Raw genomic sequence first — 25,404 nt, forward strand, 5'->3', positions numbered from 1 at the left:
ACGTCCTGTAGATCACCCTTCGTCGGTGGCTTGGCGATCGTTAGAGCAGCAGCCGGTCGCCGGGCTCCAGCTGATATTGCGCAGCCGGGACCTCCGCGGCCGGACCGAACCCCATCGGCGGGTCCGGCGTGCTGGCGCCCAGGAGCACCTGGACTATCGGTGTGCGGCGTCGCCGACGCCGACAAGCTGACCAACTGGCTGGTGGTCAACGTCCCGCCATGATCTCTCAACGGGTCGGTGCTCGTCGTGGAGGTGGATGCTGATCACTCGAAAATCGTTGGACGTCTGTCGGGCATCCTGGGATCGTCCGCACCGTGACAGATGAAGCCGATCGCCAGACGTCGTTCCCCACCAGTTCGAAGCACGTGCGCTTCGTCGAGTTGTCAAGCACTGCGCTGTCCGCTCTGCTCGATGGGGATCTGCCCGCGGCCAGCAACGCGGCCGGGGTCGCGCTGACTGAGTACTTCGTGACAGACAGAGCACGGTGGCTGTGGCGGATTCGGATCGACCAGATGGCCGCCGATCCCCGCCACGCACCGTGGATAGCGCGGCAGGCGGTGACGGGGCCTGAAGGTGTCGTCGTCGGTCATGCCGGGTTTCACGGACCGCCCGATGAGGCGGGCATGGTAGAGATCGGCTACGCGGTTGCTCCTGACTTCCGTCGCCAGGGGTACGGCCGAGCTATCCTGATCGAGTTGCTGCGTCGGGCCGCGGCCGAACCGGCGGTCAAGACCGTACGTGCGACGATCAGTCCCGATAATGTGGCGTCCCTGGCCACGATCGCCGGCTTCGGCTTCGTCCAAGTCGGCGAAGACTGGGACGAAGAGGACGGTCTCGGACTCATCTTCGAAGTCCCTTCCAACCACCGTACTCATTGACCAACTGAGTCGCTGCTTGCCGTACCCGAGCCGCTCGTTGTTGGGTCGGACCGGGGCGCCCTGCCGTAATCGCTCACGGTGGGTTTCCCCGGCCCGCCCGCCGCACCCGGCGTGCGCGTCTCCACGCACCGGGCGCTCCACGTGTCGTTGCCGTGGTCAGCCGCTTTGGGCGGCTGCCGGTGTCGGGGTCCAGGGGGTTGGGATTCCGTGCCCCCGGTAGCGGTATCGGATTACTTTGACGCCGGCCGCGCCGGTGAACTCGACTCCGTCATGAACGATCTTCCAGGTGCCTGGCCGGCAGACCCTCCGCATCGGTTCTGGCAGCGGACACGAGTTTCGGGCACTCACAGGACAGAGCCGGCTGAGACAAAGTGCTGTTCGCACCGGCCGGAACACCGACGGCCGGGCAGGAAAACCAGCTTATCGCCTCTCGCTCAACTCGATTGAGCGACTGCACAACATTGCTTGAGCGCCCGCTTATGAGATGATCTTCGCGCATCAAAGGACTATGGGTGAGACCGTCGGATGCGATTCCCGGCACTCGCAGAGTCGACTATCGCCCGTACGATCTCATGTCGCAGTTGATTATCAGTTTACCCGGGCCAAAATGAACTTAGGGTGCATTCAGTGAAAATCAACTCCCTCCTGGCAGCATCCGATGGACAGGGCGCGATCGATGCGCCACCAAGATCGCAGAAAGCAGGGAAATGAACTTCAGGAATATCTTCCGCGCGTTCGGCATGACGTTAGCGGTGGGGACGGTCGTGCCGGCCACAACGCCTGCGGCGATCGCCGACGCGGCCTCCACCCCCGCTGCCGGCCAATGTGAGTGGGTAGGCATCATATCCCAGGAAAAAAGCCGTGCCTGGAGTACCAGAAACAGCGAAGTGGGATACAAGGAGGGCATGCTTACCGCTACGGCGGCGTTGCTGGGAAGCTGGGAGACTTTTAAGCTCTGCAACCTCGACAATACGAACTACACCATCGCTGCGTTGACGACAAAAAAGTATGTGAGCGCCGAGCTCGACTACTCAGGCGCCGACTACGGCATGCTCCGGGCGCGCTCGACCGGCGTCGGAGACTGGGAGAAGTTCCGTTTCGAGTGCACCGGAAGCCTCTGCGCCATCAAGTCTTCCAAGAACAACAAATACGTGAGTGCCGAGTATGCCTACGAGGGTAGCGGTTACGGCATGCTCCGGGCGCGCGCGGATACCGCCGGGGCGTGGGAGAAGTTCTACGTCCGACCGTCCCCAAACGCCTAACTCCTGGGGCGGCAAGTCATGAACCAGACGACCTGAGATACGGTTGCACAGAAGTCGAGTAAGGGGTGAGGCCTTCTCACCTCCTGCTCGCTGTGGGCGGACGGTGTGACGATGATCGCCGACGGGGTTCCGTCGCTGATCGTCTCGGACATGCCGGATTCGGGGCCGGAGAGTTGGAGCCGCACGCGGATTGTTCTGCGCTGGCCCGGCCAAGCCTGATACGGGCAGCCGGAGCGGCCCGGCCACGGACGACCGAAGCGTACGGACGGGCGCGGGACCGGACTGCGGCAGCCGGGCGATCATGTCGCTGATCAACGTCAGCTCGGCAAGCTGCTGCTGAGCGGTCTGGATGCCCGCGCGTAACAGTGCGCCCTGGCTGACCTGCTAGCCGATCAGCCGGTCGAAGTCGTCCAGCACCGAGCCGAGCAGGAAACGCACTCGCCGAAGTGCTCGGTCATCACCTGCAGGGCGTGGGCGAAGCCGTCGCGGTTCTCGGCCCGCATCGCCTCCAGCACCACACTGCCCGCGCGTCGATCTTCTCCAGCAGCTTGGCGATGTCCCCGCTCAACGCCGCATCTCCCGCCGTCATGTGAATGGCGGCACCGGCAGCCAGGCCGATCACCGCGACCACGACGTAGGTTGCCGGTGAGGAAGAGAAGGATGAGCGCCAGGAGCAACAAGAGGTCCTTCCTGCCCTCGCTCAGAGGCAAGCGAGAACAGTCAGTCAGGGGCTCCCAGGAGGGGCCGAAAGATGAGCGAACCGACCATGAGACTGCGACGGACGAGCAGGGCCGCGTCTTCCGCGAAGCATGGATCGCTGGGGTGAACAAGCACTACCCGGGCGAGCCCAAGTCTTCCTACGTTGCTCCATGGGAAGAGACGCCCGAGTGGGAACGCCAAGCTGCTGCCGCCGTCTACATCCAAGTGCGGACCTTCGTTGAGAGCTGAAGCGTCTTGCTCAGGGATGGTCCGGCTGCGGGGGCGCGGCCTCCAGGGTGACGGTGGTGCCGTTGGCGTCGCTCTCGATGGTCAGCCGGTTGACCCACTGCCTGGCCAGCCACAGGCCCCGGCCGCTGCTGCTGTCGGCGGGCACGGCGTGGTGGCCCTGTGAGTCCGGCCGTGCCAGCCCAGGGCCGTTGTCGGTGACCCGGCAGTAGAGCCGGCCGTCGGCCTGCCACAGGCTGAGGCGCCCGCCCCCGCCGGCATGGCGCACGGCGTTGGTGGTGATCTCGTTGACCGCCACCACGAACCGGTACAGGTCCCGCCCGGTGAGACCGTGTCGCGCGGCGTACCGCTCCACCAACCGGCGCAGCAGCACGAGCGTGCCGAAGTCGAAGTCGTACCGCGTTTCCAGGGTTTCGCCGGGCTCGCTCATCGGCGCGCTCCGGACGGGGCCGCGGCGTGGAGGGCACGGTGGCGCCCAGCCCGCCTCAGGCCAGCCCGCCTCAGGCCAGCCCGCCTGAGGCCGGACCTCCTCAGGCCGGACCTACTCAGGCCAGACCGAACGCGGGCAGTAGCCCCGTGATGCGCAGTTGGTCGAACACTCGGGACGTGGGATGCCGCACGCTGAAGGCCGCCTCGACCTCGGCGGACGCCTTCATCGCGTCCACGAGCACGCCGATCCCGGAGGAGTCGATGAAGGCCACCTCGCCCATCTCGATCCACACCACGGAAGGGCGCTGGTCGAGTACGGCGGCGGAGACCGTGCTCCGTACCCAGGCCGCGTTCGTGAAGTCGATGTCGCCGCGCAGCACCACTTCCAGCGTGCCGTCGGTCACGGTGCCTACCGACACCACCTCCATGCGCGTTCCTTCCTCTGCCGATGCCGAGCACGGCGAGTTTGCCCCCATGATGCGCTCCGGACTGCCGGTCGGCTGCCCGCACCTCAACATTGTCCGGTACATAGGGGTATTTATCACCCGCTCGACTGCCACGCCACCCGGCGACGGCTCTCGGCGGGCAGGTGAGCCGGGGCGGAGCCTTACGATGTGATCGTGAGTCCGAGCCCTCGGCGCGAGCCGCGCTCCGGCGCCCGCAGAGGGGCCGTGCCCAGCATCCGCGACGTCGCGGCCGCGGCGGGCGTCTCCTACCAGACCGTCTCGCGCGTGCTCAACGACTCGCCGCGGGTGCGCCCCGACACCAGGGCCGCGGTGCGCGCGGCCATCGAGACGCTGGGGTTCCGGCCCAACCGGGCCGCGCGGGCGCTCGGCCTGGGGCGCGCTCCGGGCATCACCGTGGTGACGTCCAACACCATGCTGTACGGCTACGCCTCCACGTTGCAGGGCATCGAGGAGGCCGCGCGGACCGAGGGCCTGGCCGTGGGGGTCAGGGTCGTGGAGTCGGACTCGCCCGCCGAGATCAAGCAGACCGTCGACTACGTGAGCGACCCGAGCGCGGGCGGGCTGGTCGTCATCGCGTTCGACCCGGTGGGTACGGCGGTGCTGGAGGCGCTGCCGGCGGACATACCGGCGATCGCCGCGACCGAGCCGGTGGCGCCCGACACGGGCCGGGTCACGATCGCGCTGGACGAGCGGGGTGCCGCCGCCGACGCCACCGAGCACCTGCTGGCCCTGGGTCACCGGACCGTGCACCACGTGGCGATCCCGTCCGAGGGACGCTCCAGTGGTCGGCAGGCCGGCTGGCGCGACGCCCTGTCGCGGGCGGGCGCCGAGATCCCCGAGGTGGTCGCCTCCGGCTGGGACATCCGGGCCGCCTACCTGGCCGGGCAACGGCTGGCCGGTGATCCGGACGTCACGGCGGTGCTGTGCGGCAACGACGACATCGCCCAGGGGGTGCGGCGCGCCCTCTACGACGCGGGCAGGGACGTGCCCGGTGACGTGAGCATCGTCGGGTTCGACGACATTCCCGGCTCGGCCTTCTGGATCCCCGCGCTGACCACCGTACGGATGGACTTCGTCGGGCTGGGGCGGGCGTGCTTCCTGGCGGCGGTGGCCGAGCTGACCGGCCAGCCGCAGCCCGAGACCGAGTTGACCCCGCCTCGCCTGATCGTGCGCGAGTCGACCGCACCCCCACGCACCGCCGCCGCTTCCTCCTCCTGAGACGGCCCCGCCGAGATCGCGCCCGCCGAGAGCGCACCTGCCGAATCCGCGCGTCCCGAGATCGCGACGCGTCCGAACCTGAGACCGCACCCGAAACCGGCGCGTAACAATCCGGCAAAGGGCCCTTCCGTTCCTGCCATGTGACCGCTCACACTCCATGTGACCGGTCACATGGCCGCTCCTCTCCCGGCAGGAGGTACTCCCGTTGACTTCGTTCCGGCTCCTGGGTGTCACGACCGTCGTCTCCGCGCTCGTCTCGGCCCTGCTCTGCGCCGCCGCTCCCGCGCAGGCCGCGTCCCCTGCCCTCGTCGTCGACCTCGCCTCGGACACGGGCCCGCTGAAGTACGGCGCCACCGGCTTCCTGTACGGCCTGGGCAACGACGGAATCCCCACCGACACCATGCTGGCGGCCCTCAAGCCCCAGGTCACCGCGCAGAAGGCGCCCGACGGCCTCCAGCATCCCAACGGCGACGCCCTCCAGATCGCGCCCATGTTCAAGCGCACCGGCGGCCGTGACATCCAGGTCTACATGCAGGACGTCTACCGCCAATGGCCGTACGAGAACCTCGGCATCGACGACTACCTGGCCAAGGTCGACACGATGACCCGCAAGATCGTCGCGGACCCGTACCGGACGTCGTACGTGTACGTGCCCTTCAACGAGCCCGACCAGATCTGGTACCAGGGCAACCTCAACGGCCTGCTCGACGCCTGGAAGCGCGTCTACCAGAAGATCCGCTCGATCGACCCCGGCGCCCGGATCGCGGGCCCCAACTTCGCCGGCTACCGCTCGGCCGACCACCGCGCGTTCCTCACCTACGCCAAGGCCAACAACGTGCTGCCCGACGTGTTCACCTGGCACGAGCTCGGCGACGACTTCTTTACCAGCTGGTACGACCACCACGCCGACTACCGGGCCATCGAGACGAGCCTCGGCATCAGCCCCCGGCCCATCGTGATCAACGAGTACGCCCGCTACTCCGGCGACCTGGGCGTGCCCGGCAACCTGGTCCAGTACGTGACCCGGTTCGAGAACAGCAAAGTCGACGCCTGCCTGGCTTTCTGGACCACGGCCGGAGCGCTCAACGACCTGGTGACCAGGAACAACCAGGCCACCGGCGGGTGGTGGCTCTACAAGTGGTACGGCGAGCTGACCGGCCACACGGTCACCGTCACCCCGCCCACCAGGAACGGCCCCCTGCAGGGGCTGGCAGCCCTGGACCCGGCCAGGAAGCAGGCCCGGGTGATCTTCGGCGGCTCGCTCAGCGTGAACGACACCTACGCCGCCGACGTCGTGGTCAAGGGCATCGCCTCGGCCCCCTATCTCGCTGGCTCGGTCCACGTGACGGTGTGGGGGGTGAACAGCACCGGCCTCAACGCCTCCCCGGGCCCGGCCCTGATCCACGAGGGCGACTACACCGTCTCGGGCGGCCAGATCACCGTCCCGCTCACCGGGCTGAACGGCGCCGCCGCGTACCAGGTCATCGTCACCCCGAACACCGACCTGACGCCCGCCGGGCCGGCCACCCGCTACCAGGCCGAGTACGCGGCGCTCGGCGGCACCGCCCGCGTCACCTTCGGCCCCAACACCGGCTACTCCGGCACCTCCTTCTCCGAGGGCTACGGCGCCAGCGACACGGCGGCGACCACGTTCGTGGTGAGCGCGCCCAATGACGGTTACTACAACCTGGGACTGCGTTACTCGGCGGGCCCGTACACCGGTGCGCCGCAGAACCGGGCCGCCCGCCTGGTGCTCAACGGCACCGCGTTAACCGACCTGACGCTGCCGGGAACCGCCGACTGGAACACCTGGAACATGGTGACGACCAAGGTGTTCCTCCAGGCCGGCGTCAACCGCGTCGGCGTGCACGCCTTCACCACCGACGACCGCGACGCCGTCAACCTCGACTACCTGGACGTTACGGCCACCACCGGCACCGTCACCGCCTACGAGGCCGAGAGCGGCGCCAACGTCCTCGGCGGCACGGCCGTGGTCGGCGCCAACGGCGCCGCGTCCGGCGGCTCGTACGTCGGCTACATCGGCAAGGGCGCCGCCAACATCCTGCGCTTCACCGGCGTCAACGCCCCGGACGCCGGCCGCTACCGCGTGGTGATCACGTACGCCAACGGCGAGCTGGGTGAGGGCGCGAGCAACTACAACACCAACATCGTGGACCGCTATGCCGACATCCGCGTCAACGGGGGCACGTCAACCCGGGTCTACTTCCGCAACACGCTGGGCTGGTCGAACTTCCGCACCACCGTGATGACCGCCGACCTCAGGGCCGGCGCCAACACGATCGAGTTCGGCAACGCCGCCGCGTACGGCCCTGACGTCGACCGGATCCAGATCGCCGCCGCCCTCGGCTGACACCTGTCGCACAACCACCGCACAACCGAAGGAGAGTTACGTGAAGCCTGCCGACGTGGTCGAGACCCTGCGCTGGGGACATGGCGCCCTGGCGGCGGTGGTGGAGATCCACCCGGACCGGCCGGTGGCCCTCCAGAGGCTGGGACCGCCCGGCGGCGAGCCGTCCCGTCTGTCGCAGCCGCTGGTCGAGGTGCTGATCCCCGGCGAGGGCCGGGCCAAGGCCTCGCAGCGGCTGTCGGAGACGGCGGTCGGCTGCCGGTTGCGGTACACCGGCGCCGAGCAGAGCCGCGACGGTGACTGGCACACGCTGCGCGTCGTGCTGCGCGACGAGGTGTCCGGGCTGGCGGCCGAGCTGACGCTGCGCTCCTTCGACGGCGTGGCCGCCTGCCAGGCCCAGGTACGGGTGACCAACCAGGGTACGGACCCGGTGCTCCTGCTCGCCGTGTCCTCCTTCGCCGGCGGGTTCCTCGGCCGCCCGGTGAGCGAGGTGGACGTCCTGTCCGCCGACAGCGAGTGGCTGGGCGAGAGCAGGTGGAGCAGGCGGCCGCTCGGCGACCACATCGCCGACCTCGGCCTGGCCGCGCACGGCCAGCACGGGCGCGGCCGGTACGCGCTGAGCAGCACCGGCACCTGGTCCAGCGGGCGGTACGTGCCGATGGGCGGCCTGGCCGACCGGCGCACCGGCCAGACCTGGCTGTGGCAGATCGAGCACAACGGCGCCTGGGGGTGGGAGACCGGTGAGCGGCTGGACGGCGTGTACGTGGTGGCCACCGGCCCCACCGACGCCGACCACCAGTGGAGCCAGACCCTGGCGGCGGGGGAGTCCTTCACCACGGTGCCGGTCTCGGTCGCCGTCTCGGACGACGGGCTCGAGGGCGCCGTCGCGGCGCTCACCGCGCACCGCCGCGCGCTGCTGCGCCCGCACCCCGACAGATCCGCGCTGCCCGTCGTGTTCAACGACTACATGAACACCCTGATGGGCGACCCGACGACGGCCAAACTGCTGCCGCTGGTGGACGCCGCCGCCGCGGCCGGGGCGGAGATCTTCTGCGTCGACGCGGGCTGGTACGACGACGACGGCGCCTGGTGGGACAGCGTCGGCGCGTGGGAGCCGTCCCGGACCCGCTTCCCCGGCGGCATCCAGGAGGTACTCGGCCACATCAGGGACCGCGGGATGACACCGGGGCTGTGGCTGGAGCCCGAGGTGATCGGCGTACGCAGCCCGATGGCGGACAAGCTGCCCCCCGAGGCGTTCCTGCAGCGCGGCGGCCGGCGCGTGGCCGAGCACGGCCGCTACCACCTGGACCTGCGCCACCCCGCGGCCACCGGGCACCTGGACCAGGTGGTGGACCGGCTGGTGGAGGAGCTCGGCGTCGGTTACTTCAAGCTCGACTACAACATCAACCCGGGCGCCGGCACCGACCTGCACGCCGACAGCGCCGGCGCCGGGCTGCTGGCCTGCAACCGGGCCCACCTCGCCTGGCTGGACGGTGTCCTGGACCGGCACCCCGGCCTCGTCCTGGAGAACTGCGCGTCGGGCGCGATGCGCATGGACTACGCGCTGCTGTCCCGGCTGAACCTGCAGTCGACCAGCGACCAGCAGGACTTCCTGCGCTACCCGCCGATAGCCGTGGCCGCGCCGCTGTCCATGCTGCCGGAACAGGCCGCCAACTGGGCGTACCCGCAACCGGAGATGACCGACGAGGAGCTCGTCTTCACCATGTGCACCGGCATGCTGGGGCGGCTCTATCTGTCGGGCAACCTGCCCGCGATGAGCGCCGCCCAGCTCGACCTGGTGCGGGCGGGCGTACGCGCGCACCGCGACCTGCGCGCCGACCTGGTGCGCGCGGTCCCGTGCTGGCCGCTCGGCCTGCCCGGCTGGGCCGACCACTGGCTCGCCCTCGGCCTGCGCGCCGGGGACACCACCCATCTCGGGCTGTGGCGCCGCCCCGGCGCCGCCGAGACCTCGGTCCTGTCGCTGCCCCACCTGGCCGGGCGCGCCGTTCAGGTCGAGACCGTCTACCCGGGCGATAAGGCAGGATGGGGCCACTCGTGGGACCCGCAGACCGCCGAGCTGTCCGTGACCAGCACCGTTACCGGACCGACCGCCCGAATCCTGAAGCTCCGCACCCTCTGACCCCCCACGGACCAAAAGGAAACACACCGTGAAACTCACCGCGATCACGGCCGCGGCCGCCACCGCGCTCCTGACCCTCACCGCGTGCAGCGACCCGGCCTCCGGACCCGCCGCCGCCCCGGCCGGGAGCGGGCAGCCCGCCGCCTGGGCCGCGCCCACCGGCCGGCTCGACGGCACCACGCTCACCATCTGGGCCGCCCAGAACAGCAACACCGTGCCCAAAGCCGTGACCGACGCCTTCACCCAGGCCACCGGCGCCAAGGTCGACGTGGTCACCATCCCGGACCCGTACGAGCAGGGCGTGCAGACCAAGGTGGCCACCGGCGACAAGCCCGACCTGGCCTTCTGGCAGCCGACCGCCTCCATGCTCACCGCCCTGAACGCCAGGACCAACCTCCAGCCGCTGGACGGCGCCCCCTGGATCGCCTCGATGACCCCCGAACTACGCGACATCACCGGCCTGCTGGACAAGACCCGCTACGCCGCCCTCGTCACCAGCCCGGCCGTCGAAGGCGTCTACTACAACAAGGAGGTCTTCGCCGCCAACGGCGTCACCGCGACGCCCAAGAACTTCGACGAGATGGTGGAGACGGCCCGCAAGCTCAAGGCCAAGGGCGTCACCCCGTTCTTCGAGATGGCCGGCGACAAGTGGGCCACCCAATGGTGGGTACAGGTGCAGCTCGCCGACGCCGCCCGCGACGGCCTGTGGGACCGGGTCAACACCGGCAAGGAGACCTTCTCCGACAAGACCATCCTGGACGCGATCAAGAAGTACAAGGCGCTGATCGGCGAGGGCCTGTTCAACTCCGACATCAAGACGGCGAAGTTCGAGGACCAGGGCGCGGCGCTGCTGTCGGGCAAGGCGGCGATGGCCGTGCAGGTGAACTCGTTCTTCGGCCAGCTTCAGGCCAAGGCCGACACCGCGACGCTGGACAAGAAGATCGGCTTCTTCCCCGTCTCGCCGTCCGGCAACGTGGGCACCTTCATCCCCGACCAGAGCAACGCGCTGGTGGCCTTCAGGACCGGCGACGCCAAGCGTGAGGCGGCGGCCCGCCAGCTGCTGTCGTACTGGATGGGCCCCGGCTACCAGGGCTTCGTCGCCGACCGGAAGACCGTGTCGCTGCGCGCCGACGTGCCGAGCCCGGCGGGCGTGCCGCAGGCGCTGCTCGACGTGCACAAGTCGCTCGGCGACGCGGTCGGCTCGATGCAGGCGCTCGCGGTGGCCAACCCCGACCTGTACCTCAACCTGGCCGACATGATCACCGGCAGCCTGACGCCCGAGCAGGTGGCCGCCGCGACCCAGAAGCAGTTCGCCCAGCTCGCGAAGGCGGCCGGCGCGTCCGGGTTCTGACCACATGACCGTTACCAGCGTGCGCCGCACGCATCCGATGTGGTTCCTGATCCCGGCCTTCGCGATCCTGTTCGTCTTCTTCTTCCTGCCGACCCTGTTCAACTTCATCTACGCCTTCACCGACTGGTCCAGCTTCAAGAGCGAGATCCGCCCCGTGGGGCTGGACAACCTCACCGATCTGCTGTCGGACGGCACGCTGTTCAGCGCGCTGCACATCACGGTGAGTTACGCCGTCCTGGTGGCGCTGTTCCAGAACCTGTTCGGGTTCGGCCTGGCCGTGCTGCTGGAGCGCGACACCTGGCTGAACCGGATCGCCCGGCTGTTCTTCCTCATCCCGGTGCTGATGTCGGCGCTGGCGGTCGGCTACGTCTTCCAGGCGCTGCTGAAACCCAGCGGCAGCCTGAACGGTCTGCTCGGCGGCCTGCTCGGGCACCCGGTGAGCGTCGCCTGGCTCGGCGACACCACCTGGACGCTGGTCGTGGTCTCGGTCATCCACGCCTGGAAGTGGATGGGGCTGTCCATGCTCATCTACCTGGCCGGGCTGAAGACCGTGCCGGAGGACGTCACCGAGGCCGCCAGGATGGACGGCGCCTCGCCCTGGCAGGCGTTCTGGTCGATCCGCTTCCCGCTCCTGGCGCCCGCGGTGACCTTCAACGTCGCCACCGCGCTGCTCGGCTCGATGAACGGCTTCGACATCGTCCAGGCCACCACCGGGGGCGGGCCGGCGCGCAGCACCGAGATTCTCAACATCTTCATCTACCGCACCTTCGGGCAGGGCCTGTTCGCGCAGGCCACGACCATGAGCCTGGTGCTGTTCCTGCTGGTCGGGCTGCTGGCCTTCCCCGTCATCCGGATTCTGCGCAAGCGGGAGGAGATCCTGTGACCGTTCGTATGGGCGGGAGTGCCCGCCCATGACCATCCCCGCCTACGGCGTCCGCGGCCGCCGGGTCCGGCCGCCCCGCGCGAGCGGCCTCGCGGCGCGGCTGCGTCCCTTCGCCGTCGTCGCGCTCGTCGCCACCGTGATGGGCGTGCCGCTGTGGCTGATCGTCTCGACGGCGGCCAAGTCCCAGTCCGAGGCGCTCTCGCCGGACCTGTCGCTCCCGTCGCGCTGGCTCCTGTGGGACAACCTCGCGCAGGTGTGGACCCAGGGCGACATCCCGGCCGCGTTCCTCGGCAGCGTACTGATCGTGGTCCCGGCCGTCGCCCTGGTCCTGACGTTCGGCTCCATGGCGGCCTGGATCCTGGCCCGCCGGGCCACCCGGCTCAACGCCGTCCTGTACGCGCTGGCCATCAGCGGCATCGTGCTGCCGCCCGCCGTGGTGACGATCGTGCTGCTGCTGCGCCAGCTCGGCCTGGCCGGGACCCTCACCGGCATGATCGGCGTCTACGTCGGCATCTACCTGTCGACCGTCGTCTTCTTCGTCACCGGCTTCGTCCGTACGGTGCCGCTGTCGATCGAGGAGGCCGCGCGCATGGACGGCGCGGGCCCCGTGCGGGTCTTCGTCTCGGTCATCCTGCCGATGTTGCGCCCGGTGCTGGCCACCGCCACGATCCTCATCTGCCTGTACGTGTGGAACGACGTCTTCTACGCGTTCTTCGTCATCGGCGGACGGATGGACACGTTGCCCCTGAACCTGTTCCAGGTGGCCAACGCCGGGCTCTACCTCAACAACTGGCACTTGATCTTCGCCTACATCATCCTCATGAGCCTGCCGCTGCTGGTCGTCTTCGCCGTGGCGCAGCGCAGGATCATCTCGGGGATCACCGGGGGCGCGGTGAAGTAGGGGCTACTGGGGGACGGTCCACTTCTGCGGGTCGAGGCCGGGCACGGCCGTCAGGTCACTCGACCATGATCTGATGGGTGGCCTTGGCCGGCCCGGCCGTGACCTCCCCTGACCACAACGCGAGGTAGCTGTACCTGCCGGCGATGGCGGGCGTGTCGGTGAACGTGTACGTGCCGTCGGCGTTCACGCTCACCGGCGGCAGCTTGACGCTTCCATCGCTGACGTTGTCGACGTGCACGCTGCGCTGCACGGTGAGCGTGGCCCACGGCGAGGGCGGCTTGCCACCCGCCGTCAGCACACCGGTCAGCTCCGTGGCCGTGCCGACGGCGAGCCGACATACGCTCGCGCCGGGGCCGTCACCGTCAGATTGGACGCCGGCAGAGGCCCGACTCCCAGAAGTACTAACTCCCGGAGCTGGGCAAGGCTTCGTCGGTGTGTGCCGGCAACGGCTCTCACGCTCGGGAGTGCTATCCCCGGTGCCGTTTCGGACGATGGCATCCAGCGCGTCCATCCCTGGGTCAATAGGCGTCAGGGGGCAGCCCCTGGTAAGCGGGAGCCAGCGAGATACTGCTCCAATTCGGAATGGCGGAACTGGTAACCCGCCCCGTCCTGCCGGAGGATTTCGAGCCTGTAGGCGTCTTCGAGGAAGGACATCAGTCGCAGCGGTGCACGCCCCTTGAGGAACGACATGAGCTTGACCGCGGCGAATGTCGGCCACGGAGTGAAGGACGTCGCCAGGACCAGGCCGATGCAGAACCCGAGGGCCGCTCCCTGGAAGGCGGTGGCGGAGACGCCGGTCTCAGCGTATCCGCCGTGGACGAGTCCGGCGCTCAGGGTTCCGAGTATGTCCATGCAGAACGCGGCCAGGACCGTGGGGACCGTGATGTAGGTCAAGGCGACGATCCGGGCGGTCCTCAGGGTGGACCTCGGGCTCTCCGCCCTTTTCGTCGGCGACGCTTCGCTCAGCCAGCGGACGGCGCCGCCGGTGAGGCCGATGGCCAGGCCTGCGGTGAGCCCATAGCTCACGCCGACCCGGGCGCCGTAGACGGCGCCTTCGTCCAGCCCGTACTCCGCCCAGGCTCGCAGGAACCCGATCAGGCCACCGCCGAGGCCGATCACCAGCCCGCTGACCGTGCCGACGACAAGGTGAAAGGCGAGCGTCCTGGTCCGGCCGGAGATGCCGAAATTGAGCCGGGTGGGCTGCCGCGGCGACTTCCCCGTGCCCAGCCACGAGGTGAGGACGGCTGAGAACTCAACGGAGATCGTCATGCCCAAAAAGGCAGTGAGCCCCTTCATCAGTCCGTAGACGAGGCCCTCGGAGAAGCCGTACCGGATCCCCATGAAGATGCCGACGGCCGCTCCGATCATCACGGAGACCCCATGCACCGCCCGCAGGCTGCTGGTCAGCCGGCGCATCAGCGCCACCGATCCACCGAGCGCGAGCCCCAGTTCGATCCCGTCCGTAATGGCCTGGGTGAGCCCCACCATCGGCAGCCCCACCAGCAGCACGCACCCGCCGATGGTTATCCCCGTGCGGACGCCGTCCGCGACGCCGCTGAGCCGTCCCCTGGTCAGTCCGATGAGCAGGCCCAGCGACATGCCGACGGCGATGCCGTGACGGAGCCCGTTGGGGAAGGAATCGGTCAGACCGTAGATCGCGGCGGAGACGACGCTCACGATCAGCGACCAGTCCCGCTCTTCCAGTGACCTGTGCTGAAGCCACCATGCGAACCGGTGTCCTCCCAGGCGTCGCGTGGTCGCCGCGAGGTCGCGGAGCCAGCCGTGGGTGGGGGAGTGCCGCCACCGCTCCGCGATACGTTCGCGCTCCTCATGCCCTGACCGCTGGAACGCGCGTACGACGAATTCGTTGAGGAGATGCGCCTTCAACGACTCGGGATTGGGGAATCGCGCGGTGTCGGTCATCTCGCGCGCCGCATCGGGCTGGTTCAGGTAGACATGCCGGGCGATCGAGACGTACAGCGGGATCGTCAGGACGGACTTGACCGGGGAGGGACTGTGCGCGGCCAGTCGCCGCAGGACCCGGTCCCATCCGCCGTCGTCGGTTTCGCGCCGCCGCTGCCGCCATGGGCCGTCGGGGCGGCCCGCGCCGTTGTCCAGCAGGTAGCGGGAGGCTTCTCCAGGGGTCAGCGGCACCAGCCGCCATTCCACCGCACCGGTGAAGGAGGTGCCCGCCTGTACGCTCTGGTCGTACTCGACGGTCCGGCAGGTCACGACCAGGGGTCGATCGACGGGAACGGCGTTGTCGATCTCGATGATCGCCTGGTGCCGGACGGCAGCGTCGATCTCGTCCAAGCCGTCGAGGATCAGGAGCAGGCGAGGCGACTGGACCAGGCTCCGCGCGGCCGTTCCGCCGTAGTTCTGGGTGTCCAGGAGGAAGGAATAGGTCTCTGTGAGCCGCCGCTCGACCCAATCGGTGAACTTCTCCACGCCCGGTTCCCACTGGGCCAGCGTGAGCAGGACAGGCACCTCGCGGTGGTGGTCGGCGAAGGACTCGTTTCTCTGGCGCCGGGCCAGCAAACCCAAGGTCAGCAGGAGCACGTAGATGGACTTCCCCGAGCCTCGGTCGCCTGTGATCACCAGGCGCCGGCCAGGAACTCTCTGGAAGTTCTGCAGAATCTCCTCCCGGTAGCGCTCGAACTTGCGCGGCCCGCCCTTGTTCGGCCGGCTGGACCGCCAGCCGCTTCCCTTCCCCCGCCGAGGGGGTTGCCCCTCCCAGCCGACGCGGGCGGGCACGATGTTGAGCGCGCCGCGCGCCACGGCCTCGTCGTTCCACTGCCGCAGGGCGGAGTCAGCCAGCGCCTGCTCGGCCTGAGCGAGCTGTTCGGGGCTTGTCGTCCTGGCTCCGGGCCTGGCCAGCGCGGTGGCGACGGCGAGTATCAGGCTGAGTGCGGCGAAGCCCCCGCTGAGCACGCTGGCCAGCGCATCCGCCTCATCCAGTCCCTTGACGAGAAACTGCCAGGCCAGGACGAGGACGGCGGCGGTTCCCAGACAGCCAGTGGTCCATAACAACCAACGGCGATGCTTGTACATCCGGACCAGTCCGTCCAGTTCCCTGTCGCAGCCGGTGCCCCCTGAGGCCTGACGCCAGCCAGGCTAGTGAGCCGCCCGATGGCGGACCGGCGTTGCTCGTTGCCTCCAGGAAGAGGAAACCGGCAAACCCGGGATAGGTCGTCAGCCTGCGTCGAGCCCGGAGACGTTGCCCAAGAGCTTGTAGTCGCCTGGCTGCGATGGCGCGTCTGATACTGAAAGCAGGTCAGATGAGGAGTTCGCGCGTGGACACGGTTCCCACCTTCGGCGAAGAGATACGGCGCCGACGTGTAGAGGCCGGGATGTCCCTCGCCGGGCTGGCCAAGCTGACCTTCTACAGCGCGGGTCACCTCAGCAAGATCGAGAATGGGCTGGTTTTTCCGCCCATGCGCCAGGCGTGGGGCATCGACTCCGTCCTCAGAGCCGGTGGCGCGGTGGCCGCCCTGCTGCCCGACAAGCGTCGACAGGCCGGCGGCCCAGAGCACCCCAGCGGCAGGCGGTTGGTGTCCGGCCTGCCGCACGACTCCATCCACTTCCGCGGCCGCGAGGCCGAGCTCGATGAGGTGATCGCGGGGCTGTGCGGCCGGGGCGCGGCTCCATTCTCGCCTGTCGTCGTCGTTGTTCATGGGATGGCCGGAATAGGGAAGACGGCTCTGGCTGTACGGGTCGCTCACAAGGTGGCCGGTCGGTTCCCTCAGGGGCGGCTGATGGTGGACCTGCACGGCCACACAGCCACCACCGCCCCTCTCACTGCCGCCGAGGTGCTGGACCGGTTGCTGCGTCGTCTGGGCGTGACCGGTGCGGAGATTCCCGCCCACCTCGACGAGCGGGCGGCGCTGTTCCGCGAACTGCTGATCGGCAAAGACATCCTCGTCGTGCTCGACAACGCCCACGACGCCGGGCAGGTGAGGTCATTGCTGCCGCCCACTTCGGACGCCAGATTTCTGATCACCAGCCGCCAGTCGCTGAGCTCACTCGACGATGCGCATCACCTGGAACTGGGCGGGCTCTCCGAGAGGGAAGCCGCCGCGGTCTTCAGCTCTGTGGTCCTCGCGGAAGTCGCCGACGAGGCGGCGCGGAGCGCGATTGTGACTGCCTGCGGCGGGCTGCCGCTCGCCGTCCGGATCGTCGCGGCCCGATGCAAGGAGGACCCGCGCCGCGTGGCACGTCTGGCCGCGCTGCTCGGAGACGAGTGGAACCGCCTCCCCGAGATGGACGACGGGGAGCGCAGCATCGCCGCAGCCTTCGGTATGAGCCTGCGCCAGCTCCCTGCGGACACGCGGAGGGTTTTCACGCTTCTCGGAGTGCACCCCGGCACCGACTGGACGGGGCACGCCGCGGCCGCCTTGGCGAATCTCGACCTACCCGACGTGGAACGCCACCTGAGCGTGCTCCGCCGGGCCCATCTCCTGCTCACCCCCCAGCAGGGCAGGTATCGTTTCCATGACCTGGTCGGAGCCTACGCGCGGCGTACGGCCAAGGACTCCCTGACGGGCCGGGAGCGTGCCGACGCGATCGAGCGACTGGCCGAGTGGTTTCTGGATACCCTCATCAGGGCCGACGAGATCGTCACCCCGCACCGGCACCGGATCAAGCTGCAGATGCGCATTGCCGAGTCGCTGCTCGTGGACCTGGGAGACTATCAGAGCGCGTTCTCGTGGCTCACCGCTGAACAGCACAATCTGGTCGCGCTCTGCCGCGCGGTCGACGAATATCGTTTCGACACGCTCGTCTGGCAGTTGGCGTACGCGATGCGGGGCTACTACTTCCTGTCCAAGCGATGGGACGACTGGATCACGACGCACGGCTACGCCCTGGAGGCGGCCATGCGGCAGGGCGACGCGCTGGCCGAGGCGAACACGCGCAACAACCTCGGCCTGGCATTGATGGAGCGCGGCGAGTCCGAGCGGAGCGAACCGCACTTCCAGCGCGCGCTCGATCTGTTCCGCCAGGTGGGCGACGAGCACGGCGCGACCAACGCCACCGCGAATCACGCCTGGGTGCTGTTCCATCGAGGAGACTATGGGGGCGCTCTGAATGCGGGCGAGCGGGCGTTCGAGTCGTACCACCGGCGCGGAGAACTCAGGAACGAGGCGATCGCGCTGCGCAGCATCGCCCTCGCGAAGATCGAGCTGTCGCGGTACGCCGAGGCCGTCGAGCATTTGCGCGAAGCGCTACGGATCCTGGCCGAACTGCGGTTGCCATTGGACGTGGCGATGGCGCTGAACTGTCTCGGTGAGGCCCATCATCGCGCGGGGGAACTCGACGACGCGGAACGCGAGCTTCGCAAGGCGATCGAGTGGAGCAGGGCGTGCGGCAGCACGTTCGAGGAGGCACGCGGATACCGCACGCTGGGGCAGGTGGCGGCCGACCGCAAGAACCCGCGCGAGGCGGAACGCCTGTGGAATCTGGCGCTGAGCCGTTTCCGGCCACTGGGCGCACCTGACGCCCTACCTGTCGAGCGGGCGCTTCAGTCATCCGGTCCGCCCCCCGTCGGCGCCCCGCCTGAGCGCGACCAGCGCTGATCCCTGCGCGCCGACCAACCATCGTGTGCCCGGTATCCAGGCCGGATCCGTGAGGTCGCAGTTGAGTCTGGCGACGACGGCGTCCCTGTCGCGTACTCCGGCGAAGAGCACGGAGCCCGCCGCGAACGAGCACGCCACCTGCCCGTCCGACCCGACGGCGAGATGGCGCACGCGGCCTCCAGGGCCGTCGAACTGCTGGGGAAAGCGCTGATCGCACGGGTCGAACACGTTCACCAGGCGTACCGGGCCGTTCGGTTCCGCGATGACGAGGATAGGATCGCCATCGCCGTTGCCCCTGTCGTCGGTCCAGGCCACCTGGACGCCGGGGATCTGCAACGGAAGGGCTCCCATTCGGGCTTCTTCGGCTTCGGCTTCGGCGTCCCAGATGATGATCTGGCCGTCTCGACGTACGCTCGCGAGCAGGTGCCGGCCGTCCGCCGTCGCCGTCGCGACGACCTGCTCCACCGCTTCCCCCTGGTCGAGAACGGTACGCCGCACACGGGCGGAATGATCTACCGTCACGAGGTGGATCGGGCCGTCCTCTGTTGCGGCCACGATGGTCGCTTCGCCGTCCGATCGTTCGAACCAGATCAGGTCGCTGACCGGGATGTCCGGCTCAGCGAACAGCGGCTCCACCGATCGGTCCCCGACGGCGTCCCACAGGGTGAGGGACTCGGGACCGGCCGCGCAGACGAGTCGCAGCCCGCCGACGGCTATGACGGCGAGCCGTTCCAGCGGGTTCCCGTTCGTCGGCCAGGACCGGAGAACCGCCCCGCGGAGGCCGTCTCTCACCTGCCACAGCGTGACCCGTTCGGCCCCGGCCGCGCACACCATGGGGATGCCGCCGGGGTCGGTGGTGATCGCGATGCACTCAATCGGCTCGCCGTGTCGCAAGGTCACCGCCGGGTGCGGCGCGTCGGGGGTGGCATGCCAGACGCGAACCTCGGAACCGTTCTCGGTGGTGGTCGCCAGCACACCCTCGTCCTCCTGGTACCGCGCGCACCTCATCTGATCGATAGGCGCGCTTACGTGCGCGTCGGATGGTGGGTCGACCTGCCAGAACTTGGTCATCCCCGCGATCGCCCTGGTCGCGAGCAGCGGACCCTGCGCGCTCATGCCGAGTACGAGCAGGTTCGTGGCGTTCTCGCCAGTCGGGATGCTGGTGATCAGGCGCGGCGTCGCGGGGTCGTCGAGGGCATAGATATGGATCACGCCATTCCAGTCAGTCGCGGCGAGTAGCGTGCCGGCGTCATCCAGGAACGACAGCTGCCTGATCACGTGCCTGGTGTCCAGCCGGCTGACGACGCGCGGGGATTCGGCGGGGCGCAGCACGCTGATGGCGACATTGCCGTAGCCGCCTTCTGTCATCGCCACGCGTGCTCCAGCACCGATCCAGGTGATCGCAACCCTGGTCGGCGCGCCGCCCTCGCCGAGTTGGTGGCCGGAGTCGACGAGCGGACCGGTGTCGGAGAACCAGAGGATTCGGTGGCTACTCCCGTCGTCCACGAGGACGCAGCCCCCCTGAGCCGTCCCCGTGGCGGCCAGGCCGCGAAGTCCCTCGCCGATGGTAAGTGACTGTGCCTCCGGTGCGGCGTTCGGCGGGAAGCGCCATAGCCGCACCATGCCGATGGCCGCCGCGGTGACCAGCGCGCCCAGATCGGCCGTGGCCGCGACCGGGGCCAGAAAACCACCGTGGTCGCCGGGCGTCGCCAATGGCACGGTGCGCCCGATCGGCCATACGGTAAGCCCGCCCGTGTCGCCGCCTGACGCGCACAGCAGCCGGAGCCCGCGCGGCCCGCCGATCACCTCGAGCCGTTCGGGCGGGGTCGCCGGGTGTATCGACTCGCTGCGGCGTCCTGACGCGGTCGGGCCGGCGGCCGTCCAGATACTGATCTCACCGCTCTGTTCCAGTACGGCGATCCGGACGTCCCCTGACTCCTCAGCCCAGGCCTTGACGATGTCCGGCGGCTCCGCGCCGGGTCCGGTCAGTGCGAGGGTCGGACCGAGCCGTGACTGGGTCGCGGCGTCCACGAGAACGCATCTGCCGTTCGGACGGACGAGCAACGCGGCGGGCTCGCCGTGTGGTCCCGGTACCGGCAGTACCCACGAGGCCGTTTCCGCGTTGCCCAGAGGGATGGTGCTGGGCATGCCGCCGGCGCGCCAGGGGGTGGACCAGGGTTGTTGTGGATCAAGGAGCTCCAGTGCCTCCGCCATCTCGTCCGCAGCGATCAGTTGCGAGTGGAATCGCAACGCGGCGACCCGCTCGCCGAACTGGCCGTCCAGGGCGTAGGCCGCACGCCGGTAGACCATGGTCGCCTGACGTGCTCGTGGCGACTGCAGCCCGGTCAGTGGCACGATCGCGGTGTCGGGGTCGACCGCGGCTAGGCAGGCCGGCTCCTCCGCGATCAGCGTCTCGATCCGACCCGCCCGCTGGGCGTGCGTCAGCAGGTTGACGCGTACGTAGTCGGAGACCTGCTGCCACTGGCGGGCACCCTCTTCGGTGGGGACGCTGGCGAGCAGGGTCTCGAAGAACAGTTCCACGCGCCGCTCCGGCCACCGACCGGCAAAGAACCGGGCGAAGGACGCGTGCCGCATGGAGAATCGGGGCACGCTCCCGCCGGCCTCGCCCACAAAGAATGTGAAGAGCTCCAGCGCGTGACGCAAGTCCCGTTCCGTGATTTCCCGCGGTCGTTCGAAGGCCTGCGCGAGCTTCAACCAGAGGTCCATGGGCAGTCCGCCCTGCTGCGCGAGCGCGATGGGCACGAGCAATTCCCGCACCCAGGACTCCTTACCGCCCAAGCGCCGGTCGATGTCGCGGGCCAGCCAGTCCTCCAGCCTGTCCGGCCAGCGCATCTGCTCGCTCCATCCACTTTCGGCGCCAGTGAGGGGAGCCGTGGCCAGCAGCTCCTCGGCGATGAACTGGGCGATCAGGAAATTGCCCTTGGTCTTCCCCGTGGCTTCGCGAGCGATCCGCATAACGGTTCCCACGTCGGTCCATTTCGCTGGGTCGGCCGGGTCGTCGTAGCCGTAGCCCCCCGGCCGCCGGTCGGTGCGCAGCAGGCCGGCGATGTACTCGGCCACGTCGTCGTCACTGAGGTATCGGTCGGTGTCGTTGAGGTCGATGACCCGGGTCACCTGACTTCGAAGACCAGCCGGGAGCGCGGCCCGGGGATCGCCGGGGCCTGATAGTTCGCTTCGGACGCCGATGATCAGCCGCACTCGCCAGGCGAGCTCGCTGAGCAGATCCAGCAGGTCGAATCCAGCGCGGTCGTCCGCCGATGGCAGCGCCGCCTCGTCCAGGGCGTCGATCACCACTGTGTGCCGCCCGGACTGCGCGTCCAGCCAGGACATCAGCGACTCGACGGGGCTGTCCCAGTCGAGGCGCGGCACGCCCAGGGTGTCGGCGAGCCGGGTCACGAGTTCGCGGGGGCTTTTCCCGCCGGCGAAGAGGGCCACGTCGATGTCGCAGTCGGGGATCTCCTTGCGCAGGTTCGGTGGCAGGTCGGTTTGCCGCAGGCTGCGGAGCACCAGGGCGGCCAGCAGGGCGGACTTCCCGACGCCCGGCATGCCCGTCACGGCGCAGAGGCCCTGCTCTGCTGTGTTCGTGAAATCCTTGATCTCTGCCATGGCATGCTTGCGACCCGTGAAGTACCAGTTCCGCGTGGTCGTGGTCGTTCCCCGGGCTGCGGGCCACCAGTGCCGCTCCAGCTCGCTGATGGGGGAGCTCCAGCGAGGAGCGTCGCCGTCGCCGGGCGGGCAGGTCATCGCCGCGAGCAGGTCGGCGGCGTCTTCCGTGGTGAAGGCCGAGACGATGAAGTATCCGGTGGATCTGGGGAACAGGAAGTCGGGGATGTGCTCGGGACTGCCGTTGGGCAGCACGACGGGCAGAATGCGCGGGGTCCATGCCCGGCGGTCGCGGGTTAGGAGTTCGTCGAGGAAGTGGATCTCGTTCTGGATTCCGAGATGCCCTTCGGGAGCTGTCTCCGTGGCCGAGCCCGCCTGCCGGTACTTCGGGGACGCGATGGCGATGGTGAAATCGGAGGTGGCGATCTGCCTTCGTGCCCAGAATCCCCAAGCGATGCGTGGTTTGACCTGGAAGTCGGCGATAACCGTTATCCCGGGTTGACTGCTAAGGAAGGCGCAGAACTCCCGGACCGCTGCCTTATGCGGCTCGTTGTCGTGCGTGTAGGAGACGAAAACCCGGCACTGCCGCTCCTGTGGCGCAGGGATGTCGACCGTCACGGGCACCTCCGAGTGGGGACACTGGAGATATCGCGTGCAGGGCACGCGGTATTTCAGAGATGAGTGGCGTATGCCCGCTTCAATGCCTCCATCTCAACGGCCCGACTGGGTCGTGATGCCGGACACCGCAGGCCTCGGCGAGCTCCTACAGCGGGAAGGCCGGGACCTCGTTCCCCAGGATCTGCGCCGCGACCGATGGCTTCGGCGATAGCCTGCTCCGCGTGAGCGCGTAGGCTGTGCCGCCGCGGCTGCCGGTCAGCGGGCTGGCGAGCATCGCCAGGACCAGGGCGCGGTCGTTGGAGGATGGATTCGAGGCGCGGGTCGGTATCAACGAGTTCGGCCCCTTGCAGGCGACGCTGATGACTACAGCACCGCACTCGGTCCACCGCACTCCCAAGCTCATTCGCCAAGCCGATCCCGAAGTATTCAGCTGGGCTGCATGGTGCGCGGTGGCGGCGTGCTGGCCCTCACCTCCAGCCGAGGTCGCCCCTTGTCGGGGGTGAGGGCGCGAGCGATGCGCGTGTCAGCGTCGAGCAGGCCGAGAGTTCGGGCCCGCAGCCACCGCCACGACCGGCCCTCCAGCGACGCGGGGCGCTCCAGGGCGATTTTGTACACCTGAGGCAGGTCGCACTCGGGCCCGGTGAGCGGATCTCACCGGGACGTTCGAAAGCCGATTCCGGGTGTGCCCAGGGGTGGCCCGGGGGACGTTCAAGCGCGGGCCTGGGGGTCATCGCCGATGACCGGGGCGATGGAGGTGTCCACGTCCACGGCGGAGCGGGCCAGGACGGCGCCGCCGGACACGAGGGCGATGTGCAGTCGGCCGCTGGTCCAGCCCGCGGGCAGTTCGGCGTGCACCTCGGCGGGCGCGCCGAGCAGGAACGGCTTGGCCTCGGCCCGCTCCCCGGCCGTCCCCGGTCGCGCGGGCGCGGGCCCGAAGACGGGGGACCAGGCGGTGTGCAGGTGACCGCTGATGGAGTCTGCGCCGTGATGGGAGATCCGGACCGGGACCGTGACCCGACCGGTCTCGCTGAGCAGGTCACGGCCGGGGGCGACGGGGACCACGTCCAGGACGAGCGTCGTCGTGGCGTTGACGTGCGCCGGGTCCACCCCGGCCAGGTCCTTGGCGCGGCGCTCGAAGTCCAGCAGCCCGGCCGACTCGTGTTCGATGTCGTACATCTCGGTGTAGACGTAGCCGGCCAGCCGGTCGTGGCGGCGCATCTCCTGGGTCTGCCAGCGCAACTGCCAGCCCCGCTGCACGCTGGTGAAGCCGGTCCCGTACTCGCTGTTCAGATTGGGCAGACCGCGCAGCGGCTGCGACGGCGACCCGGTCAGCTTCTTGCGGACCACGTAGTCGGGGCCGAGCGGGACGGGGAAGTCGTCCTGGTCGCCGTTCAGCAGCGCGGCGATCGTCCGGCCCCAGGAGGCGGCCGACTCGTCGTAGTAGTGCCAGTCGAGCAGGTCCGTCTTCACGTGCGCCCAGCCGGAGTTGTCGACCGCGGGCCGGGTCGGGTCGAGGGCCTTGAGCAGGTCGTACGCGCGGGCCGCGGCCTCCTGCTTGGCCGGGTCGCCAGGGATGTCCCAGTCCAGGCCCCACTCCTCGTTGTACAGGCCCCAGATGACGATCGCGGGGGAGTTGCCGTCGCGCTCGGCCATCGGGGCGATCTGCGCCTCGAAGGCGGCGACCGACTCCGCCGAGAACCGGCCGGTGGCGGCGGGTTCGGCCCAGAGGAGCATGCCGAGCGTGTCGGCATGGTGAACGAAGCGCGGATCCTCCAGCTTGAGATGCTTGCGCACCAGGTTGTAGCCCGCCGCGGCGGCCAGCTCGAGGTCGCGGCGCAGCGCGGCGTCGTCGGGCGCCGTGATGCCGGTACGCGGCCAGTAGCCCTGGTCGAGGACGCCGCGTACGAACAGGCGGTGGCCGTTGAGGTACAGGTCCTCGCCGGACACCTCGATCCGGCGCAGCCCGGTGTAGCCGGTGACCCGGTCGGTGCCATCGGCCGAGACCAGTTCGGCGTCCACGTGGTACAGGTGCGGGTCCTCAGGAGACCACAGGCGCGGCTCGGCGATCGGCAGCACCCCTCGCACGACACCATCGGAGATCGCCAAGTCCGCCGTCGTTCCGTGGCCGCGCACGGTCAGTCGCAGCGTCGCCGGAGCCGGGCCCTCGACGCGGGCCTCGACCTCGATGCCGTCCAGCCCCTCGGCCGGGCGCAACTTCAGCGCGGCCACGTGGGTGGCGGGCCGCGCCTCCAGCCAGACGCTCTGCCAGATGCCCGACGAAGGAGTGAAGCACACGCCGTCGAAGTCGTCGCGCGGGATGCTGCGCTGCTTGCCGTGCGCGATCTCCCGCTTGTCGGCGGGGGAGGAGACCCGTACCAGGATCTCCTGCTCGCCCTCGCGCAGCGCGTCGGTGATGTCCGCCTCGAACGGCGTGTAGCCGCCCACGTGGCGGGCCACCTCGGTGTCGTTGACCCAGACGGTGGCCTCGTGGTGCACGGCCCCGAAGTGCAGGACGATCCGCTGCCCCGCCCAGCCGGTGGGGACGGTGATCCGGCGGCGGTACCAGGCGACCGGAAGCCAGTGGGCCTCGATGCCGGAGGCCGGGGTCTCCCAGGCGAAAGGCACGGTGATGGTCCGGTCCCAGCCCTGGTCGGCGTCGGCCCGGAAGTCCCAGTCGCCGTTCAGGCTCGACCAGGTGTGCGACCGGTCGAAGTGGGGGCGCGGGTATTCCGCACGCGGCGTCATTG

General features: G+C 69.2%; 17 protein-coding genes. 9 read left to right on the forward strand and 8 right to left on the reverse strand.

What is annotated here, in order from left to right; all coding sequences use genetic code 11:
* Window positions 1-314: 314 nt before the first annotated feature.
* Both AB0L53_RS46605 and AB0L53_RS46610 read left to right on the forward strand, forming a co-directional pair.
* The gene (locus AB0L53_RS46605; RefSeq protein ID WP_364009353.1) at window positions 315-878 is read left to right on the forward strand and encodes a GNAT family protein; all 564 of its coding nucleotides are present in this window, start codon (window positions 315-317) and stop codon (window positions 876-878) included.
* A gap of 707 nt (window positions 879-1,585) precedes the next feature.
* Window positions 1,586-2,140: a hypothetical protein gene (locus AB0L53_RS46610; protein ID WP_364009355.1), complete on the forward strand. Its 555-nt coding sequence runs from the start codon at window positions 1,586-1,588 to the stop codon at window positions 2,138-2,140.
* 958 nt (window positions 2,141-3,098) lie between these two features.
* Here the strand turns inward: AB0L53_RS46610 and AB0L53_RS46615 are convergent.
* Both AB0L53_RS46615 and AB0L53_RS46620 read right to left on the reverse strand, forming a co-directional pair.
* Window positions 3,099-3,515 (reverse strand): ATP-binding protein, encoded by a 417-nt coding sequence (locus AB0L53_RS46615; RefSeq protein WP_364009358.1) that lies wholly within the window; start codon window positions 3,513-3,515, stop codon window positions 3,099-3,101.
* Window positions 3,516-3,630: 115 nt separating this feature from the next.
* Window positions 3,631-3,942 (reverse strand): STAS domain-containing protein, encoded by a 312-nt coding sequence (locus AB0L53_RS46620; RefSeq protein WP_364009361.1) that lies wholly within the window; start codon window positions 3,940-3,942, stop codon window positions 3,631-3,633.
* Window positions 3,943-4,134: 192 nt separating this feature from the next.
* On the opposite strand from AB0L53_RS46620, the gene AB0L53_RS46625 reads away from it, so the two are divergent.
* The 6 genes from AB0L53_RS46625 to AB0L53_RS46650 all read left to right on the forward strand — a co-directional run bounded on the left by AB0L53_RS46625 (window position 4,135) and on the right by AB0L53_RS46650 (window position 12,842).
* A complete protein-coding gene (locus AB0L53_RS46625) occupies window positions 4,135-5,199 on the forward strand; it encodes a LacI family DNA-binding transcriptional regulator (RefSeq protein ID WP_364009364.1) in 1,065 nt (354 codons plus the stop codon).
* Window positions 5,200-5,404: 205 nt separating this feature from the next.
* Window positions 5,405-7,570 (forward strand): CBM35 domain-containing protein, encoded by a 2,166-nt coding sequence (locus tag AB0L53_RS46630; protein WP_364009367.1) that lies wholly within the window; start codon window positions 5,405-5,407, stop codon window positions 7,568-7,570.
* Window positions 7,571-7,610: 40 nt separating this feature from the next.
* On the forward strand, window positions 7,611-9,707 hold the full coding sequence (locus tag AB0L53_RS46635; RefSeq protein ID WP_364009370.1) for a glycoside hydrolase family 36 protein: 2,097 nt from the start codon (window positions 7,611-7,613) through the stop codon (window positions 9,705-9,707).
* Between the two features lie 28 nt (window positions 9,708-9,735).
* The gene (locus tag AB0L53_RS46640) at window positions 9,736-11,058 is read left to right on the forward strand and encodes an ABC transporter substrate-binding protein (RefSeq protein ID WP_364009373.1); all 1,323 of its coding nucleotides are present in this window, start codon (window positions 9,736-9,738) and stop codon (window positions 11,056-11,058) included.
* Window positions 11,059-11,062: 4 nt separating this feature from the next.
* On the forward strand, window positions 11,063-11,941 hold the full coding sequence (locus AB0L53_RS46645; protein ID WP_364009376.1) for a sugar ABC transporter permease: 879 nt from the start codon (window positions 11,063-11,065) through the stop codon (window positions 11,939-11,941).
* A gap of 28 nt (window positions 11,942-11,969) precedes the next feature.
* Window positions 11,970-12,842, forward strand: coding sequence for a carbohydrate ABC transporter permease (locus AB0L53_RS46650; protein WP_364009379.1), 873 nt, complete (start codon window positions 11,970-11,972; stop codon window positions 12,840-12,842).
* 55 nt (window positions 12,843-12,897) lie between these two features.
* Here the strand turns inward: AB0L53_RS46650 and AB0L53_RS46655 are convergent, their stop codons facing one another.
* Window positions 12,898-13,140 carry a hypothetical protein gene (locus AB0L53_RS46655; RefSeq protein WP_364009381.1) on the reverse strand — a complete coding sequence of 81 codons (243 nt, stop codon included), beginning with the start codon at window positions 13,138-13,140 and terminating at the stop codon, window positions 12,898-12,900.
* Window positions 13,141-13,370: 230 nt separating this feature from the next.
* Window positions 13,371-15,893: a hypothetical protein gene (locus AB0L53_RS46660; RefSeq protein ID WP_364009384.1), complete on the reverse strand. Its 2,523-nt coding sequence runs from the start codon at window positions 15,891-15,893 to the stop codon at window positions 13,371-13,373.
* Window positions 15,894-16,135: 242 nt separating this feature from the next.
* On the opposite strand from AB0L53_RS46660, the gene AB0L53_RS46665 reads away from it, so the two are divergent.
* The gene (locus AB0L53_RS46665) at window positions 16,136-18,415 is read left to right on the forward strand and encodes a tetratricopeptide repeat protein (RefSeq protein WP_364009387.1); all 2,280 of its coding nucleotides are present in this window, start codon (window positions 16,136-16,138) and stop codon (window positions 18,413-18,415) included.
* Here AB0L53_RS46665 and AB0L53_RS46670 read toward each other — a convergent pair.
* From AB0L53_RS46670 to AB0L53_RS46685, 4 genes are all read right to left on the reverse strand, one after another.
* Window positions 18,365-22,657: a TIR domain-containing protein gene (locus tag AB0L53_RS46670; protein WP_364009390.1), complete on the reverse strand. Its 4,293-nt coding sequence runs from the start codon at window positions 22,655-22,657 to the stop codon at window positions 18,365-18,367. The genes AB0L53_RS46665 and AB0L53_RS46670 overlap by 51 nt on opposite strands.
* Window positions 22,658-22,802: 145 nt before the next feature.
* On the reverse strand, window positions 22,803-23,060 hold the full coding sequence (locus AB0L53_RS46675; protein WP_364009393.1) for a hypothetical protein: 258 nt from the start codon (window positions 23,058-23,060) through the stop codon (window positions 22,803-22,805).
* Window positions 23,061-23,083: 23 nt separating this feature from the next.
* On the reverse strand, window positions 23,084-23,272 hold the full coding sequence (locus tag AB0L53_RS46680) for a hypothetical protein (RefSeq protein WP_364009396.1): 189 nt from the start codon (window positions 23,270-23,272) through the stop codon (window positions 23,084-23,086).
* 93 nt (window positions 23,273-23,365) lie between these two features.
* Window positions 23,366-25,402, reverse strand: a complete 2,037-nt coding sequence (locus tag AB0L53_RS46685) for a sugar-binding domain-containing protein (protein ID WP_364009399.1) — start codon at window positions 25,400-25,402, stop codon at window positions 23,366-23,368.
* Window positions 25,403-25,404: the final 2 nt, after the last annotated feature.

The sequence above is a fragment of the Nonomuraea sp. NPDC052129 genome (assembly GCF_040680095.1).
GTDB lineage: Bacteria > Actinomycetota > Actinomycetes > Streptosporangiales > Streptosporangiaceae > Nonomuraea.

Bases quoted from the DNA above. Each gene is read 5' to 3' on its own strand.
- AB0L53_RS46620 (WP_364009361.1), bottom strand. From the start codon at position 3,942: ATGGAGGTGGTGTCGGTAGGCACCGTGACCGACGGCACGCTGGAAGTG.
- AB0L53_RS46675 (WP_364009393.1), bottom strand. From the start codon at position 23,060: ATGAGCTTGGGAGTGCGGTGGACCGAGTGCGGTGCTGTAGTCATCAGC.
- AB0L53_RS46645 (WP_364009376.1), top strand. From the start codon at position 11,063: ATGACCGTTACCAGCGTGCGCCGCACGCATCCGATGTGGTTCCTGATC.
- AB0L53_RS46610 (WP_364009355.1), top strand. From the start codon at position 1,586: ATGAACTTCAGGAATATCTTCCGCGCGTTCGGCATGACGTTAGCGGTG.
- AB0L53_RS46660 (WP_364009384.1), bottom strand. From the start codon at position 15,893: ATGTACAAGCATCGCCGTTGGTTGTTATGGACCACTGGCTGTCTGGGA.
- AB0L53_RS46685 (WP_364009399.1), bottom strand. From the start codon at position 25,402: ATGACGCCGCGTGCGGAATACCCGCGCCCCCACTTCGACCGGTCGCAC.
- AB0L53_RS46615 (WP_364009358.1), bottom strand. From the start codon at position 3,515: ATGAGCGAGCCCGGCGAAACCCTGGAAACGCGGTACGACTTCGACTTC.
- AB0L53_RS46650 (WP_364009379.1), top strand. From the start codon at position 11,970: ATGACCATCCCCGCCTACGGCGTCCGCGGCCGCCGGGTCCGGCCGCCC.